Source organism: Cupriavidus sp. GW821-FHT07C08 (genome assembly GCF_059419025.1).
Genome location: NZ_JBWKQZ010000003.1, coordinates 367,023 through 381,502 on the forward strand (window position 1 = coordinate 367,023; position 14,480 = coordinate 381,502).

Annotated in this window: 14 protein-coding genes and 1 pseudogene; 4 read left to right on the forward strand and 11 right to left on the reverse strand. The window is 64.9% G+C overall.

The window, feature by feature from the left end:
• Positions 1 to 5 precede the first annotated feature (5 nt).
• The 4 genes from AC07UK_RS06920 to pilL2 are packed head-to-tail and all read right to left on the reverse strand — an operon-like array spanning position 6 to position 2,537.
• A complete protein-coding gene (locus AC07UK_RS06920; protein WP_494688295.1) occupies positions 6 to 581 on the reverse strand; it encodes a lysozyme family protein in 576 nt (191 codons plus the stop codon).
• Positions 566 to 1,291: a TIGR03759 family integrating conjugative element protein gene (locus AC07UK_RS06925; protein WP_494688294.1), complete on the reverse strand. Its 726-nt coding sequence runs from the start codon at positions 1,289 to 1,291 to the stop codon at positions 566 to 568. The genes AC07UK_RS06920 and AC07UK_RS06925 overlap by 16 nt, the downstream gene beginning before the upstream one ends.
• Before the next feature lie 8 nt (positions 1,292 to 1,299).
• Positions 1,300 to 1,953: a hypothetical protein gene (locus AC07UK_RS06930; RefSeq protein WP_494688293.1), complete on the reverse strand. Its 654-nt coding sequence runs from the start codon at positions 1,951 to 1,953 to the stop codon at positions 1,300 to 1,302.
• Positions 1,950 to 2,537: a PFGI-1 class ICE element type IV pilus protein PilL2 gene (gene pilL2, locus AC07UK_RS06935; RefSeq protein ID WP_494688292.1), complete on the reverse strand. Its 588-nt coding sequence runs from the start codon at positions 2,535 to 2,537 to the stop codon at positions 1,950 to 1,952. The genes AC07UK_RS06930 and pilL2 overlap by 4 nt, the downstream gene beginning before the upstream one ends.
• Before the next feature lie 1,008 nt (positions 2,538 to 3,545).
• On the opposite strand from pilL2, the gene AC07UK_RS06940 reads away from it, so the two are divergent.
• Entirely contained in the window at positions 3,546 to 3,725 is a 180-nt protein-coding gene (locus tag AC07UK_RS06940; protein ID WP_494688291.1) for a hypothetical protein, read from the forward strand.
• A gap of 427 nt (positions 3,726 to 4,152) precedes the next feature.
• Here the strand turns inward: AC07UK_RS06940 and AC07UK_RS06945 are convergent, their stop codons facing one another.
• The 4 genes from AC07UK_RS06945 to AC07UK_RS06960 all read right to left on the reverse strand — a co-directional run bounded on the left by AC07UK_RS06945 (position 4,153) and on the right by AC07UK_RS06960 (position 8,144).
• Positions 4,153 to 4,701 (reverse strand): DUF3158 family protein, encoded by a 549-nt coding sequence (locus tag AC07UK_RS06945; protein ID WP_494688290.1) that lies wholly within the window; start codon positions 4,699 to 4,701, stop codon positions 4,153 to 4,155.
• The gene (locus AC07UK_RS06950) at positions 4,698 to 5,474 is read right to left on the reverse strand and encodes a PFL_4669 family integrating conjugative element protein (protein WP_494688289.1); all 777 of its coding nucleotides are present in this window, start codon (positions 5,472 to 5,474) and stop codon (positions 4,698 to 4,700) included. Before AC07UK_RS06950 ends, AC07UK_RS06945 begins: the two co-directional genes overlap by 4 nt.
• A 415-nt stretch (positions 5,475 to 5,889) precedes the next feature.
• On the reverse strand, positions 5,890 to 6,450 hold the full coding sequence (locus AC07UK_RS06955) for a DUF2857 domain-containing protein (protein WP_494688288.1): 561 nt from the start codon (positions 6,448 to 6,450) through the stop codon (positions 5,890 to 5,892).
• Between the two features lie 8 nt (positions 6,451 to 6,458).
• Entirely contained in the window at positions 6,459 to 8,144 is a 1,686-nt protein-coding gene (locus AC07UK_RS06960) for a ParB family protein (protein ID WP_494688287.1), read from the reverse strand.
• Positions 8,145 to 8,681: 537 nt separating this feature from the next.
• On the opposite strand from AC07UK_RS06960, the pseudogene AC07UK_RS06965 reads away from it, so the two are divergent.
• Positions 8,682 to 9,007, forward strand: a pseudogene (locus tag AC07UK_RS06965) (aldose epimerase family protein); the annotation flags it as partial.
• Positions 9,008 to 9,021: 14 nt separating this feature from the next.
• Here AC07UK_RS06965 and AC07UK_RS06970 read toward each other — a convergent pair.
• The 3 genes from AC07UK_RS06970 to AC07UK_RS06980 all read right to left on the reverse strand — a co-directional run bounded on the left by AC07UK_RS06970 (position 9,022) and on the right by AC07UK_RS06980 (position 11,590).
• Positions 9,022 to 9,399, reverse strand: coding sequence for a DUF5594 family protein (locus tag AC07UK_RS06970; RefSeq protein ID WP_494688286.1), 378 nt, complete (start codon positions 9,397 to 9,399; stop codon positions 9,022 to 9,024).
• A gap of 80 nt (positions 9,400 to 9,479) precedes the next feature.
• Positions 9,480 to 10,592 (reverse strand): CoA transferase, encoded by a 1,113-nt coding sequence (locus AC07UK_RS06975; RefSeq protein WP_494693867.1) that lies wholly within the window; start codon positions 10,590 to 10,592, stop codon positions 9,480 to 9,482.
• A gap of 8 nt (positions 10,593 to 10,600) precedes the next feature.
• Positions 10,601 to 11,590: a tripartite tricarboxylate transporter substrate binding protein gene (locus AC07UK_RS06980; protein WP_494688284.1), complete on the reverse strand. Its 990-nt coding sequence runs from the start codon at positions 11,588 to 11,590 to the stop codon at positions 10,601 to 10,603.
• Between the two features lie 90 nt (positions 11,591 to 11,680).
• Here AC07UK_RS06980 and AC07UK_RS06985 point away from each other — a divergent pair, with 90 nt between their 5' ends.
• Together AC07UK_RS06985 and AC07UK_RS06990 are read left to right on the forward strand one after the other, a co-directional pair.
• Positions 11,681 to 12,691: a LysR family transcriptional regulator gene (locus AC07UK_RS06985; RefSeq protein ID WP_494688283.1), complete on the forward strand. Its 1,011-nt coding sequence runs from the start codon at positions 11,681 to 11,683 to the stop codon at positions 12,689 to 12,691.
• 107 nt (positions 12,692 to 12,798) lie between these two features.
• Entirely contained in the window at positions 12,799 to 13,659 is an 861-nt protein-coding gene (locus tag AC07UK_RS06990; protein WP_494688282.1) for a transglutaminase-like domain-containing protein, read from the forward strand.
• The last annotated feature ends 821 nt before the right edge of the window (positions 13,660 to 14,480 follow it).

A 14,480-nucleotide genomic window follows, 5' to 3' on the forward strand; every position in this document is an offset into this window, starting at 1 on the left:
TGTGGTCACTTGATAGCGGAAGGCGTTGTGCGCGGCCCCAGCACGCGAACGAGGTGCTGATGAACACTGCGGCGGTAACGAGCGGCCGGTGCGCCGCCGGCTGGACGGTGGTAGCGACCGATGGCGGCCAGCCAGTCCTCGCCCTCTATGTACTGCTCCTTGAGAATTTCCGCGACGATCGCGAGATTCCTGTAAGGGTCGAGGAGCTCGCAGGGCTGACTGTAGCGATGCGCCTGGTAACCGAGATTGACCTGCCCGAGGCCGGCGTCGATCCGGTTGGCTGGGATGCGGGTGAGCGCTTGGCGCAAGCGCGCGCAGGTCTGAGCCCGCGTGCCATAACGCTCGCCCCTCCCCGCAACATTGAGTGTCCACGGCCAAGGGGTCAACCGTCCACGCAGTATGGTGCCGCTCTCCTGCAAGGCCACCGCGTACAGTACTGGCGACGGCACACCTGCGTGCTTCGCGGCAATCTGGTAGGCCGGTGGCGGCTCCTCTTGCGCTGGCGCAACTTGTGCCCAGACGCAGGCGACGAGCAGGAGCGCGACACGCAACGCGGATCGCGGATTTACTGCCGCTGCCATCTGCCGTTCATCTCACGTACCACGGCCGGCAGCTCGCCCGGCACGCCGAGGGACAGCCAACGTCCGGCATCATGGTTGAGCGTGATCGTGCGTGCGCGGACTCGGGCCGGGTCGATGCCTGCCCGAGTCGCCCACTGGCGGATATGAGCATCGTCCAGGCGGCTGCCGACCATATAGACATCGAACGCCGTGCCCGCCGTCTGCAACTGGCGCACGCGCTGGTCGCACGGCGCGCAGTCAGCCCTGACGAAAACGGCCAGGCGACCAGAACCGCTGTTACCAGCGCTCAGTGTCTGTGCACCCGGGAGATTGACACGCTGCTGGCCCGGATAGAGGCGCTTCCAAGCCGCGTCGTAGGCCCTCTGGTAGGCGAGGGTCTTGTTCACGCGCTGTGCCTCAACCTGCACCTGCAGCTCGGCGTAGTGGTTACGCTCCTCGTCACTGCGTGCCTCGATGCCCAAGGTCGTGAGAGGATCGAGGTTGGGGGAATAAACGCCCAGCGGCCCTTGCATCAGTTGCCGGTAGCGCGTCCATTCTTCAGGACGCAAGCCCCATTCCCTGGCCTGGCGCTCGTCGAGCGCGGCGTCAATGCTCTTCATCACCTGGCTCTGAGCTACGCGCGGGGTCACCAGCGGCGCTGTCTGTGCGTATGCACCGCGTAAGCCGACTACCAGGAACACGGCAAGGACGGCCACAGGTACTTGCGTCATATCCGCTCCTACGGGATTGCGATGCGCAGCGTGTGGCCGTCGATGCGGAATACCGCGCCATGCGCTTCGATGGCTTGGAGCCGCCAGGCGCCCATGGTGTCGCCTTCACGAAGCAGCCGCACTTCGCGCACCGAAGCTGCGCCCCGCGCCGCGACGGATACAAGGCGCTCTCCACCGCGCAGCTCCAGACCGATGACATTGAAGGGCGGCTCGGGTACCGTTGGCTTGGGAGGTTCAGCTTCGCGCCGGGGTACCACAGCCATGGCCGGCGCTGTCCTCTTTAGGCGATCCTCAATGGCGCCGACGCGCGCTTGCAACGCCTGCAACCCGCTGGCACTATCATCGGCGGTCTGAGCCTGCTCAACCCGCGACAGGCGCTCATCCAGCTCTTGGCGCGTGGCATCGAGATCGGCCCGGATGACGGGCGTGGGCTGCAGCTTAACGGCCTCGGCCTGCTTTTCCAGACCGTCGACACGCGTCGCCAGCGCCTGGACATGGGCATTCTGAGCGCTGGCGCGGCTATGCTCGGTCAGACGCGACAAGCCAACGCTATTGAGGATCGTCAGTGCGCTGACAAGCAGCTGCCAGATGCAGGCGACAACCCACGGCCAGCGTACGCGTCGATCGCGTTTGGACGAGGCCGGTTTGTTCGGTGCATTCATTGTTGCACCTCCGGATTATCGATGCGTTCGTCGCCTTCGGCGGAATCCACAGCCGTCGCTTCGGGAGTGGTGGTAGCGGGCGCCACCGCGTGCTTGAAGCAAACCTGGCGCGAGGTTTCATCAACGGCCATGTCCCACGCCGGACCAGCGAGCGTCAGCAGCGCATCGCGCAGAACCATCGGTCCCAACCGTAGATGAGCCGCCGGCAACGGCAGCGCATACAGCATTACGGCCTGCGAGCCCTCGCACAGCCGATATCCCGACCGCAGGAGGACATGGCGCATGGCGTCGCCGACCGTGGAGTCGAGCGAGGGCGGGATGGTGATGTCCACGACCTGCTCCATTAGGTCCCGCTGCCCCGGCTTCGCCACCAGTTCCGTCAAGGTGTAGCGGCCGTAGCGGACGACGGGCACAGAGCTGCCTTGCGTATTCGTCCCGGATATCAGCGCTTGGGGTTGCTCGGGTGGCCCGGGCGTCTGGGTCCGATCGGCCGGTGGTACGGTGGTGGCACAACCCGTGATAAGGATGGCCCCCGCAAGACCGGCGAGACCGGCAAGAGGGAGTGAACAGGTGGACAGTCGCATTTAAATTGGCTTCCGAAACATGCAGCCATTACCTTCGCCACATTCGATGCAAACGGCAGCACCAAATGGGAACCGCACCGTCACCAGTTTGGCGATGCAACTCCGGGATCGAGGAGAGCCAGTTTGCTCCGCGAGGCCGTTCTTTTCTGAACAAACACGTCTTGGGATAAAGACTGCCCCAAGACACTCCTCCAGACTGGGCTCATGGCTGGCTCCGCCGTTGCCAGTGCCCCGTCGCCAGGGCCGCCTCTGCCACCTTTCGCGAGGGGAAATACTCCACTGACTCACGTGATACCGATCCTTCACGGTCGGCAGTGCCGATGTAGTGGCCGGCGGCGCTGGAAAGCACCTGCAAGGATATGTGTAGGCCTTGGCCAGATGGCCGATGGGACGGAAAGCCCCACACCATGACGGAAACGGAATCGTCCCAAAGGCTTACGGAAAAAAAAAAGCGCATCGGCGTCGGGAAGACGCTTCGCCGCAGGGAGCCAATGCGAAGCGGACTGTTGCGATGCATGCGGCAATCACGTCTTCAGACTTGAAAATCCTAGCGGCCTCGCCTCGCGCTGACCGGGCGGCAGCCGCCATGCCCGGGGCCGCGCCACTTTCTGACCAGGCAAAGAACAATCGGCTGAAAGCACTAGGCTTTCAGCCTTGGAGAAAGGCGCCACCTGTGGGCTGCTGCAGTCCTGTCAACGGCATTTGCTGCGCCAGCAGTCGCACTCGACCCGTATCGTGGCTGGGGTCGACATCATTGGGCACACATCCGTGCACAAAGGGAGCCCGTTGTTCCACCGGCGGGCACCGGCAACGAATACCGACGACCCGACGGGTCTCCTCGAGGCTCGCTGCGGCACAGGCCCGCAAGCCGCCAGGAGACCCTTCGCCATCGACGGAATCAACTGGATCAACGCAACCGCGCCGAGCGCGGTCTGTCAAGGAACGACCTTCTCGCCTCGCATGTGCATAACGGCACCGTGAGACGCGCGCAACGTTGCAGAAGGTGACATGCGCTGGGATTTCCCGCGGGATGCGGGCAATTGGCCACGCCGGCTAATGCAGCCGGCGTGGCGCAGGGTTCGCGAGGCCAGCGCCACCTGTCATGGCGACCTGGCTGATGCACGCCACCGCGAGATGCGCGGCCCTGCCGGCGAGATCTACATCCTCGGTTTCTGGATCCAACAATGAAGGCTCCTTGTCGATGGGCGGTTCGTCGGATGGGTGACAGCATGACTGCGCCGAATGAGACGGGCCACAAAGAAGCCGGATTGCATGGGCGCCGATTAATGACCGTCGAAGGGACAATTGCCGCAGCATGCGTCGATTGTTTGCAACTAACGAGGGGACCGCAAGCTTGCCTCGGGAGAGCGGATGGGAGCGAGTCGACCGCCGGGAATCTGTCCCGGGCGATAGCACACTGGTGCACGGCGGCATGCTACAGCTGCCCGGCGGTTGCATACGACAGCGTTCTCGTCGGCACCCGCTCTTCGCCGCAGACCCGCGCGCCGAGCAGGAACAGTGTGGCGCGGCAGCCGGCCCGGCTTGCGATTGCCATTGGCAAATTCGCGGTAGTCCGGCGCAAAACCGATGTTGCCTTCGCCGACAAACGATGTGCTCATGGTGACTCCTTGGGAATGGTGACAGTGGACGTGGCATGGCTATGGGTGCGCCGTAGGTAAACCGCTTCAGCCTGGGCCATCTTGTTGGCGCATTCCAAGGCGTGGCGGGCGATGCTGTGGGTCAGGCTGATCTGCATGTTCAGCGCAATACGCTGCAGCTCCATCGCATACAGGTCGTCAATCAGCGAGGCCGGTATCGCAGGGCTGCCGATCAGGGATTCCCACAAGGCGACGCCCATGGATGAGCGGTCGACATTGCGCCAGCGTAGGAAGGTCGTCCCTGCGCCAGTCGTTTGCTGGGCCAGCTGCACATTGAGCAGGTTGAAGGGATAGGCTCTGGCTTGGGGCAGCACACGCCGCTGTGCCAGGACGATCACGCTGTCGCGCAGCGCCAGGCATTGACCGGCCCAAGCCTCCAAACTCCCCTTACCTTTAAAAGGTTGTAAAAGGCCTTTTAGGTAGCCTGCGTGTTCCAGCTGCTGGAAGTCCGCCTGTTCCAGCGCCGTGAAGCGCCTCGGCTGGACGGGCATGGTATGTACCGTCATTCCGTCGCATCCTCGTCGCGTGCGGCAGTGCCGGTTGGGTCATCGATGGAGGCGAAAGTCGGCTCCACCGCGGTGGGCGCGGCCGCGGATTCGCGACTACCGCCTCGGCGCGCAATAGGCGGTGCAAAGCGTGAACGGCGCGTGCCTTCGAGCACCTCCTGTGGCAGCTGGCCGAGCTTCTGCACTGCCGCCCGCGCCGCCGCATTGTTCTCCGCAAAGTCAGCGCGGGTTGCGCCAGAGAAGCAATACTCGTGGGCGAGCGAAAACAGGCTGCGCATTGCGTGCGCGCCATCGTTGAGCCAGCGCTCCAGCGTGCTTCGGTCGATCAGCGCCGTATGGTGGGCGAGCATCAGCTTGCGCGCGAGGTCGTCGTAATCGGCCAGCAAGTAAATGGCCGCAAAGCCGAGCTGGGCGTTGACGAACAGCGGAAGTTTCACCGGTTGAAGATTAAGGTTCTCACCAAGGCTGAGCGCAGGGGGTACGCTGGCCAGCGCCTGCTCCACCTGTTCGCGCAGCGTCTGCAGGCGCCTTTTAGTGTCGTCCAGCTTGTCTTCGATGCGAAGCATCCACCAGTCGGAGTAGGGATCGTCCTGCTCGGCGCCGCGTTTCATCTTGCTCATCACGCTGATGTAGCCGTTGAGGCCGATGATGCCGGGCCGCCCCTCGGCCGCGGGGCGGCCATGCCAGATACGGGACGCGTGGTGAGTGTGCAGCGTCAGCGCTATCGCGCTGCGCAACGATCCGAGATTTAGTTGCAGGGGTTCATTAGCCATAGGGACGACTCAAGAAGTAGGAATGAGTCGCTAGCATCCGCGTCGCCCGGAAGGGCGTCAGTCAAAAAACCGCAGACCGGGATTGCCCGCTTTTCTCGATGCGGAAGGCGGGGTGTGCCAGCTATCCCCTGGGGATAGCTGGCAGTCAGCCATGTTCATGGAGAGCCGTGGGCGCCATACCTCGCATGCTCTGCACACCAGGCGGCCCGCTGAGCGTCACGTAGGCAACGAAGCTCGAACAGTCAAGCTCTTGAACCGGTTGCGTGCTAGTGCTGCATCCATACGTGGCGTGGAGTTGCTCCGGATGCCGTTTGGGCGATCGATGGGGCCGATGCCAGTTCTCTTGTGTATCGAGGAACCATGCCGACAGTGCTATGGGGCCATCACGCCATGGCGCACTGCCCTTCCCAAGGGTCTACACCAGTCCCTCGTCGATCCAATTTCTGATCGACGCCCAGACCACCGACATCGGTAACGTCAGGGTCTCGGCCAGGTCCATCGACAGGCCCAGCATGGGCAGATCGTCGTCCAGCGCTAGATTACGCTCGCCGACTCCGGCCTTCCAGTGTTTCCACAGTGCGATGCTCTGTGCCTCGTCTAGCACCGGGCGCCGGCCCTTGCGTTTGGGCAAGCCGAGAATGTCGCGCCGCAGTGCGATTTCTTGATGCGTGAGGCCGTAGAAGCGGCTCACCATCTCCGTGCTCGCGCCCAGGCGCAGCATGCGATCCACCGTGGCAATTTCCTGCTCCACGTCATGCACTTGGCTTAGCAGCCGCTTCAGGACCTCACGATTGACCGATACCGAACACCACGACACAGTGGCGTTGACCAGCACACTGACTAGCGCCGGATGCTTGAGCGCCTCCAGTTCCTCTTCGCCGAATCCCATCGCTTTGCACCGACGCAATTGGCCATTGCGCAGATCGTGCAACGCTTGGGCGATGACAGCCTGGTTGAGCGGGTGAGATGACGACATAGTGGCCCTCAGGAATCGCGGCCCTGGTCGGCGAACCCCGTACGGTGCTCCAGGTCTCGCAGCCGTCGCGCCAGACGCAGCAGCCGGAACAACTTCATCAGGCCAGTGTCGCTCAGTCGCGTGGACGCTGCCCCCGTGCCATGCAGCAGCGGCGCCAGGTCGTTATCCAGTCGCGCACGATTCAATCCTGTCGCGATTGACTCGGGCATGCTCAACGCATGCAACAGCGCCAGAAGCGCGCGAGGGAAATCAGACAAAACACTCACCTGCCCAACGCGGGGGATCATGCAAACGAAGCCGATACCACTGTCACTTGGCACGATCTGTTTGGCAACCGCCGCCTCTTCGGCAATTTCACGGGCAAACTGTGCAATATGCACCCGAAGTCGGCCTGGCTCGTCCAATCCTGGCTCGATATACCAGACATCCGAGATCGGGTAGAGGCCACCGGCCAGAACCGGAATCGCGCAAGAGGCATTGGTGTCAAAGTCGAGTAGCCTGTCGCCCAACTGGCTCGATACCTGGCCCTGAACGCACTGCATGCGTTCGGTGGTCGGCGCCGGAGACACGATGTGCCCCTGCACGGGCTGCCCATCACGGTCAGCCCGTACTGGCGCGGCAGCTTCTTCCTCCGCTAGCCCGCTGCCAGCCGCAGACACCATTGCAGCCCGTGTTGAGGCCTCTTTGAACGCCAGCCCAGTCGATACGCCGGCCGGCTGGGCTGTTGTCGCCGCCTGAGGAAGAGATGCCGGCTCTGGCGTCGAGAATATGGTAGAGGCCGTCGATTTCGCCGGCGCCGGCTCGCTGCTCAACGCGCGCTGCCGGCTTTCGCTGCCGTCGATCTCGAGGCTCAGCGCATCATAGTCTGTGCCCAGCAGCTCGGCCATCTGGCCCACTAGTTCATCCTTCACCCGCTGTAGCGAAAAGCCATCCGGTAGCGCGTCGAACTGCGACAGCACATCCTGGAACAGCGAGGCGAAGTCCACCACGAGGTGACTCTCCTGAGCCCTTCGTTCCCAGGTTCGCTCGCACGCCTTGCGCAGCACCACGAGCCTGTCCACCTGATGCCGGCCGAGCCCTTGGTACAGCACGGTAGGTATCGCTGGCAGCAAATAACACACCGCATCGTGCATGCGGCTGATGTGTGATTGCTGCACCGGATAGCCATCGGCCGTCAGGCGCCGGGCGAGTTCAGACTGGCTCAGTTTGCTACCTGCCTCCTGCTCGTAGAGTCTGCGCGCCTTCTCGACTCCCAAGGCGCGCTCGATGAAAGTCAATCCGCCGCGCAGTTCGTTTTCTGCCAAGTGGCCCGTTAAGGCGGCGATCTCGCCCCGTTCTGGCCACGGACGGAATAGGCAGGAGATGCGAAAGAACCGTTCCTGCTTGGTCTCTGCCCACAACTCGCGAAGTATTGCCAGTCGCGTATTGCCACCGTTGCGAATGATTAAATGTGCGTCACCTGGGCGCCTGGTTATCGCCGGTGGCGCGTCCAAGCCGCGCTCTCGGATGGACGCTTTGATTTCCTCATAAGCCGGATTGCGCATAACGCGCGGATCGTGGTCATACGAGCGCAATTGGTCCAGCGTCACAATCATCGGTGTGTCAGCGATGGGATCGCTCCCAGCTGTCGCCGAAGGGACGGACCTCTGAACCTTGGCGGCGATCAATTTTTCGTCCTTGTCCCGAAGATTCATCCGAATGCGCGGGAAACCTCGGCCTTCAGGCCGGGAAGGGATAGCGCGCCGTGTGTAACTCGGCCTTCTCCCGCGACTCCTTGGTCTTAAGCTATCCTTGTGTATCGGTATCCGTCACTCCGTTGGAGCCGGCTCAATGTCGATGCGCAATGCCTTGGACCACATCGCTGCCGCGTTGGATAGTGAAATTGCCAGTCGCTCGAACCGCTACGCAGACAACGTAGGTTCCCGGCTTACTGCCAGTGGGCAATAAGGCGTGCACCCAAGTCTCCAGTCTGGAATCCCTGCATGCGATCTCGCGAGTTTCCGTCTCGGCAAACCTGTTGCCTTCGGCTTCGCGAACCGGGCGTACGCAACAACTCCCCGGACCGCTTATATGCAATGACGGATACTGGGTCTCTTCCGTCTGCAGGCGATGCGCAACAGTCATATCGACATATGCGGCGGGGCGTACCTGCGTGATTAGACCTGCTCTGCAAGCACTTGGCAAAGACCGATTTTGCATGAATTGTTGCGCCTGGAGGCATAATCAGAGCGCCTGATGGCAGCCCCGGGCCTGCGGAGCCCGGCGAGACGACATACCAGCTCGACGATCCACGGCTGCAGGACACCTTCCACGTCTTCCGCAACAACACGGCTGCGGCGCTGGCGATGCCGGGTCGCCGCATCAGGTTCGAACTCGACCTGCCCGGCAGCGCGCCCTGGCATGCCGTGACCACATGGTCGGAGTCCGCGACTTCCGATTTATATTGCGTGGAGCCGTGGGTGGGCCTGCCCGATGCCATCCACCACGAGCAGGGGCTGCGCTGGATCAACCAGGGCAATCGGAAAGTGCGGTGTGTCGGCTGCGGGTGACGGCCTGAATCAGCGCACGCGCTCAGTGCTCGAAATCCAGCCCGCCGATCAGGATCTGCGGGTCAGCCTGCGATAGCGAACGGAAATCGATCCCGCGCGGCTCCTGCCAGGCACGCAGCTTGGATGGCAGCGCCGCCAGGTAGCCGGCAAAGCGCGCCTCGCCACCGGCCGCGAACAGCCGCTGCACCTCCAGCCCGTCCCACGCGAGCGTGATATCGAGCGCATAGGGATGGCGCCGCAGGTCCGGCGGCCCATCGCCCGTCACGCGCAGGCGCGGCGGCCGGCCGGGGGCTTCGGCAGGCAGGGTGTGGAGTTGCACGCGCCGGTCGTGCTGGCCGATCGCGGCAACAATGCGCGGCAGGCATTCGGCTTCAAAGCGGGCGAAGAAATCGGTGGCCAAGGTGGGGGCGTCCTGACGTTGCGAAGGGCGATGGCGGCACACTGCCGTGCGCCATCGTGCCAGCAACTATACGCCGCGGGTCACGCGCAGCGGTAGACCCGGAAACCCAGCCCCGGCGACAGCACCTCGGTCTCCCCTTCCCGCAGCGTCACCGGTTGCAGGCTGCCGTTGGCCATCGACTCCACAGCGAACTCGGCGATATTGCGCAGGCGCGCCGCCGGGATGCCCAGCGCGCTGAGGCGCGGTTCCAGGTCCGCAGCGGTGTTCGGCGCCACCGCGCCCGCAATCGCCTGCTTGAGCGCGGCCGGGTCGAGCGAGCGCACGAAGGCAGGCAAGGCGCCGGCATTCAGCGGCGTCTCGAACAAGGCCGGATCCTGCGCAAGCTCGCCCAGCCCGAGCGCCTTGAGCAGCGCCAGCAACTGCTTCGGCGTATTCGCGCCGATCGCCAGCCAGCCATCCTGCGTGCGGAAGAAATCGGCCGACGGGCTGCCCGAATACCCCTGGTTGCCCTGCCGCGCCGGCACGCCGCCGGTGGTCATGGCATCGCACGTCATCGGATACATCAGCTGCAGGCCGGCGGTGGCCATCGAGACATCGAGCAGCATGCCCCGCCCGGTGCGCTCACTCTCGCGCACGCCGGCCAGGATGGCAAAGGCGGCCAGCATGCCGGTGGCCGAGTCGATCACCGGGAAGCCGGTCTTGATCGGCGGATCGCCCTCGTTGCCGCCCATCCAGGCCATGCCGGTGGCGGCCTGCACCACGTGGTCATAGGCCGGTCGGCCATGCCACTGCGCCGCGCCGCGGCCAAAGCCCGAGATGCTGCAATAGACCACGCGCGGATTGCGCGCGCGCACCGCCTCGTAGCCCAGCCCGAAGCGCTCGAGCACGCCCGGCCGCAGGTTGTCGACGAAAACGTCGCAGCGGCCGGCCAGTTCCAGCGCATGTTCGCGCCCGGCGTCATCCGACAGGTCGAGCGCCAGCGACGACTTGCCCGCATTGAGCGCGACAAAGGCGGCATGCCCCTTGCCCGCGCGGCGCATCACGTCGCCGCCGCCGGCGCTCTCGACCTTGGTGACCTGCGCCCCCAGCTGCGCCAGCAGGAAGGTGGCAAACGGCCCGGCGATCACGTGCGAGAAATCCAGCACGCTGATGCCGGCCAGCGCGGCAAAGTCCGGTTGTCGAGTGAGGGTCATGGGATGGCCTATTCGATGGTGATGCGGTTCTTGTCGATAACCTGGCGGATGCGGGTGGTCTCGTCGGCCACCAGCCGCGAAAAGGCTTCAGGCGTGGGCGTCGGCGCAAGCACCGCGCCCATCTCGGCATAGAGCCGGCGCAGGCCGGGATCGCCCAGCGCGTGCATCACCGCGGCATGCAGCCGCGCCACGATCGGCGCGGACAGATGCGGCGGCGCCCAGATGCCGCTCCATGCGTCGAGATCGAGATCCTTGCGGCCCAGCGCCTCATTCAGCGTGGGCACCTGCGGCAACACCGAGGCTCGGCTGGCCGAGGTCACCGCCAGAGCCCGCACCTTGCCGCTGGCGATCTGCGGAATCGCCGTCGCCGCCACCGGGAAGCCGAACTGCGTGTCGCCCTTGATCAGCGCTGGCACGATCTCGACTGAGCCCTTGTACGGCACATGCACCACGTCGATGCCGGTGGCCGACGCAAACGCCGCACCCGACACATGCGCGGCCGAGCCGATCCCGCCCGAGGCGTAGTTCAGCGTGCCGGGCGCTCGCCGCGCCGCGGCGACCAGGTCGGCCACGTTCCGGTACGGCGAGCTGGCGCTGACCACCAGCACCGCCGGGCTGACGCCGACGCGGATGATGTGGGTGAACGCCATCGGGTCGAACTTTGCGCCGGGCTGCAGCAGCTTCTGCGTGACATGGGTCGAGGCACCCAGCATCAGCGTGTAGCCATCCGCCGGCTGCTGCGCGACAAACTCCGCGGCCAGGATGCCGCCTGCACCGACCTTGTTCTCGACCACCACCGGCTGGCCAAGCTCGCGCGCCAGCAACTCAGCCAGCTTGCGGGTCTGGATATCCGGACCGCCGCCGGCGGCGTAGGGCACCACCAGCCGGATCGGCCGGTTGGGATAGGGACTGGCCGCACCGGCCCTGCCCAGCGCGGCAGCGGCCGGCAGCGCCAGCAGGGACTTCAGCAGCAGGCGGCGCCCGACGTTGGCATGCATCGCATGTCTCCTCCATGGTTTGCCCCGATTGTCCGGCGCCGGGCCATTCGAAACAATTATCCAGTTTTGATGGAGCCATCACGTTTTGTTATGAGTCCCACCTCCCCCACGGGCGTGAGCGCCGCCGCCCCCGCTGCCGCCCCTTCTCCCAACCGGATCGACCGGCTGCGCATCCGGCACCTGCGCCTGCTCGACCTGGTGGCGCGCAGCGGCTCGCTGACCGCGGCTGGCGAAGCGCTGCATATCAGCCAGCCCGCCGTCACCAAGATGCTGCAGGAACTGGAGCACGCCTTCGGCTGCAGGCTGATCGAACGCACCACGCGCGGCGGGCGGCTGAGCGCCGCGGGCGAACGCGCGCTGGAGCGGCTGCGCGTGGTGCTGGGCGCGATCGACGCCGCCGGCGAGGCGCTGCAGGCGCGCCCGGAAGTGCCGCTGGTCCGGCTGGGCATGCTGCCGCTGGTGGGCGTGGACGTGCTGCCGCAGGCGGTCGCGCTGCTGCTGGCCCAGGACGCGCTGCCGCGGCTGGCAGTGCGCGAACATACCGTCGGCGGCCTGACCGCAATGCTCTGCGAAGGCGAACTCGACTGCATCGTGGGCCGGCTGCAGAAAGACGATACCGACCAGCTCAAGGCCAGGGTCCACATCACCCCGCTGCGCGACGAATACCTGGCCGTGGTCTGCGCCCCCGGCCACGCGCTGGCACGGCGCCGCGAGGTTGCGCTGGCGGATCTGCATGAAGGCCCCTGGATCCTGCCGCCGCGCGGCACCCACACGCGTGACGTGTTCGAGCAGCCATTCCTCGACGCCGGCCAGCTGCCGCCCGTGCCGCATATCGAATCGGCCTCGTTCCACAGCAACCTGGCAATGACCGCCGCCGGCGGCTTCCTGACGGTGGCGCCGGCCACGGCGCTGGCTCACTACCAGGCCATGTCGATGGTGCGGGAAGTGCGGCTGCGCGCCCCGTTTGCCTCGGGCCGGCTGGTTTTCATCACCCCGGCGGAGATCGAGGCGCCGCCCGCCGTGATCCGGTTGCGCGAAGCCCTTGAAGCGGTGACAAGGCAGGACACCGGCGCGCCGCCGGCACGCGCGCGGCGCCGCTGACAGGTCACGGGCTGGCTGCCGCACTACACTGGAAATGGATGCACCGCCATTTCCGGCCCCAGGGAACCGGCCGCCTTTCCACGGCCCCAGCCAGTGCTGACCACCCGATGAACCGCCTACGGTACGCAGTAAGCCTGTCCTATGAAGTCATGGATCCCATGGCGGACTTCCTGCTCAATATCGAAGCCGCCCGCACGCCCCGGCAGTCCGTCGTCTCGGAGCAGCTGACGCTGCCGCCCGGCCTCGAGACCGCCCGCTACACAGATCCCGTACTGGCCAACCGGCTGCTCAGGCTGCGCGCGCCCCGGGGCCCCCTCGGCATCCGCTATGAGGCGATCATCGACATCGATCACTACCTGGAAGACGGCGACAGGCTGTCAGAAGTGCCCGTTGCCGAGCTGCCCTTCGATGTTCTGCCCTACCTGGCACCAAGCCGCTACTGCGAATCCGACCGCCTGATGGAATTCGCCAACCGCGAGTTCGGCGGCATGCTGCGGGGCTATGTGCGCGTCTACGCCATCCGCGAGTGGGTACGCAATCACGTGCGCTTCCTGTCGCGGTCCACCAACGAACGCACCTCGGCTGCCGACACTATCGTGGAACGCACCGGTGTCTGCAGGGATTTCGCCCACCTGATGATCGCCCTGTGCCGCGCGCTGAGCATCCCGGCACGCATGTCCAGCAGCCTCGACTATGGTGCGGACCCAGGCACGGGCGCGCCGGATTTCCACGCGGTGGTGGAGGTCTACCTGTCGCACCGCTGGTACCTGCTGGATCCTTCGGGCATCTCGATCCCCACCGGCCTGCTTCGCATCGGCACCGGCCGGGATGCCGCGGACATACCGTTTGCGGCCATCTTCGGCCAAGTAAGCTCAGAGAGGCCCGCGGTGGAAATCGAGCCGTTGACGGATGCGGCGGCTGGTATCGGGATGCCGGAGTTTACCGCCAAGGCGATCTCGACGTGGTAGAGGTGAAAGACTGCCCTATCGAATGCAATGATACTGCCCGCCACTCCACTTGGAGTTGCCGCCGGGGTCGCGCGGCGTGGCCGGCCAGAAACAGGCCACCCATTCAATGCGTCCCTTGTGTGGCGTTACGCACCCGTTTGCTGACCCAGGCCGTCCGTTCCCTACCACCTGCGCCGCATGCGCGAACGTCGATAGCCCGATGCGTACGCACTGGATGCTGAGCGCAGCCAACACATCATCCTCGTTGCAGTGAATGACGCCGACGAGCTGATGGATCTGATTAGGCCGCATGTAGTCAAGCCAGAACACGCGGTCATTCCCGGTTTCATGGCGGCACTCGACCGAAGACTCATACCAGATCCCCGAGGCGCCATGCCAAAGGCGCCGCCTGCAATCGTCGTAATGCACGAAATGCTCGGCGTACTCCCGGATCGGCTTCTCATCGTGGCCGACTTGCTCCCATCAGGCGCAGTGCCAGGCTTTGCTTGTCGTGGCACAGGAATGAAGCCCCTTCGCACCAACAAAATCCCGGGCCGTGTATGCCACGTCCAGCCAGCCACCCTCCCCGGAGCCGACCGCCGCAACCACATCCTTTGCGCTCTGGAACCCCGTATTGATGCTTTGCATGTTTTCGCCCATTCCGCTCGCCCCGACCTGCGCAGATTCTGCAAAGTCTCCTGGCCGTCAAATCAGGGGCAACATCGCGCTTCACCGCAGGCGTGTCTTCAAGATGGATCGAACAACCTTAGTAGTTGTTCATCGGGCGAGCCCGACCCCGAAGGATGAAGCGGGCTTGCGGCCCGTGCATTGCGATTGGATGG

What these genes read in the sequence shown, in the direction of transcription:
- AC07UK_RS06955 (WP_494688288.1), bottom strand. Translation starts at nt 6,450, where the DNA reads ATGTCGTCATCTCACCCGCTCAACCAGGCTGTCATCGCCCAAGCGTTG.
- AC07UK_RS06990 (WP_494688282.1), top strand. Translation starts at nt 12,799, where the DNA reads ATGAACCGCCTACGGTACGCAGTAAGCCTGTCCTATGAAGTCATGGAT.
- AC07UK_RS06920 (WP_494688295.1), bottom strand. Translation starts at nt 581, where the DNA reads ATGGCAGCGGCAGTAAATCCGCGATCCGCGTTGCGTGTCGCGCTCCTG.
- AC07UK_RS06945 (WP_494688290.1), bottom strand. Translation starts at nt 4,701, where the DNA reads ATGACGGTACATACCATGCCCGTCCAGCCGAGGCGCTTCACGGCGCTG.
- AC07UK_RS06940 (WP_494688291.1), top strand. Translation starts at nt 3,546, where the DNA reads ATGCGCTGGGATTTCCCGCGGGATGCGGGCAATTGGCCACGCCGGCTA.
- AC07UK_RS06980 (WP_494688284.1), bottom strand. Translation starts at nt 11,590, where the DNA reads ATGCATGCCAACGTCGGGCGCCGCCTGCTGCTGAAGTCCCTGCTGGCG.
- AC07UK_RS06975 (WP_494693867.1), bottom strand. Translation starts at nt 10,592, where the DNA reads ATGACCCTCACTCGACAACCGGACTTTGCCGCGCTGGCCGGCATCAGC.
- pilL2 (WP_494688292.1), bottom strand. Translation starts at nt 2,537, where the DNA reads ATGCGACTGTCCACCTGTTCACTCCCTCTTGCCGGTCTCGCCGGTCTT.
- AC07UK_RS06950 (WP_494688289.1), bottom strand. Translation starts at nt 5,474, where the DNA reads ATGGCTAATGAACCCCTGCAACTAAATCTCGGATCGTTGCGCAGCGCG.
- AC07UK_RS06925 (WP_494688294.1), bottom strand. Translation starts at nt 1,291, where the DNA reads ATGACGCAAGTACCTGTGGCCGTCCTTGCCGTGTTCCTGGTAGTCGGC.
- AC07UK_RS06960 (WP_494688287.1), bottom strand. Translation starts at nt 8,144, where the DNA reads ATGAATCTTCGGGACAAGGACGAAAAATTGATCGCCGCCAAGGTTCAG.
- AC07UK_RS06930 (WP_494688293.1), bottom strand. Translation starts at nt 1,953, where the DNA reads ATGAATGCACCGAACAAACCGGCCTCGTCCAAACGCGATCGACGCGTA.
- AC07UK_RS06985 (WP_494688283.1), top strand. Translation starts at nt 11,681, where the DNA reads ATGAGTCCCACCTCCCCCACGGGCGTGAGCGCCGCCGCCCCCGCTGCC.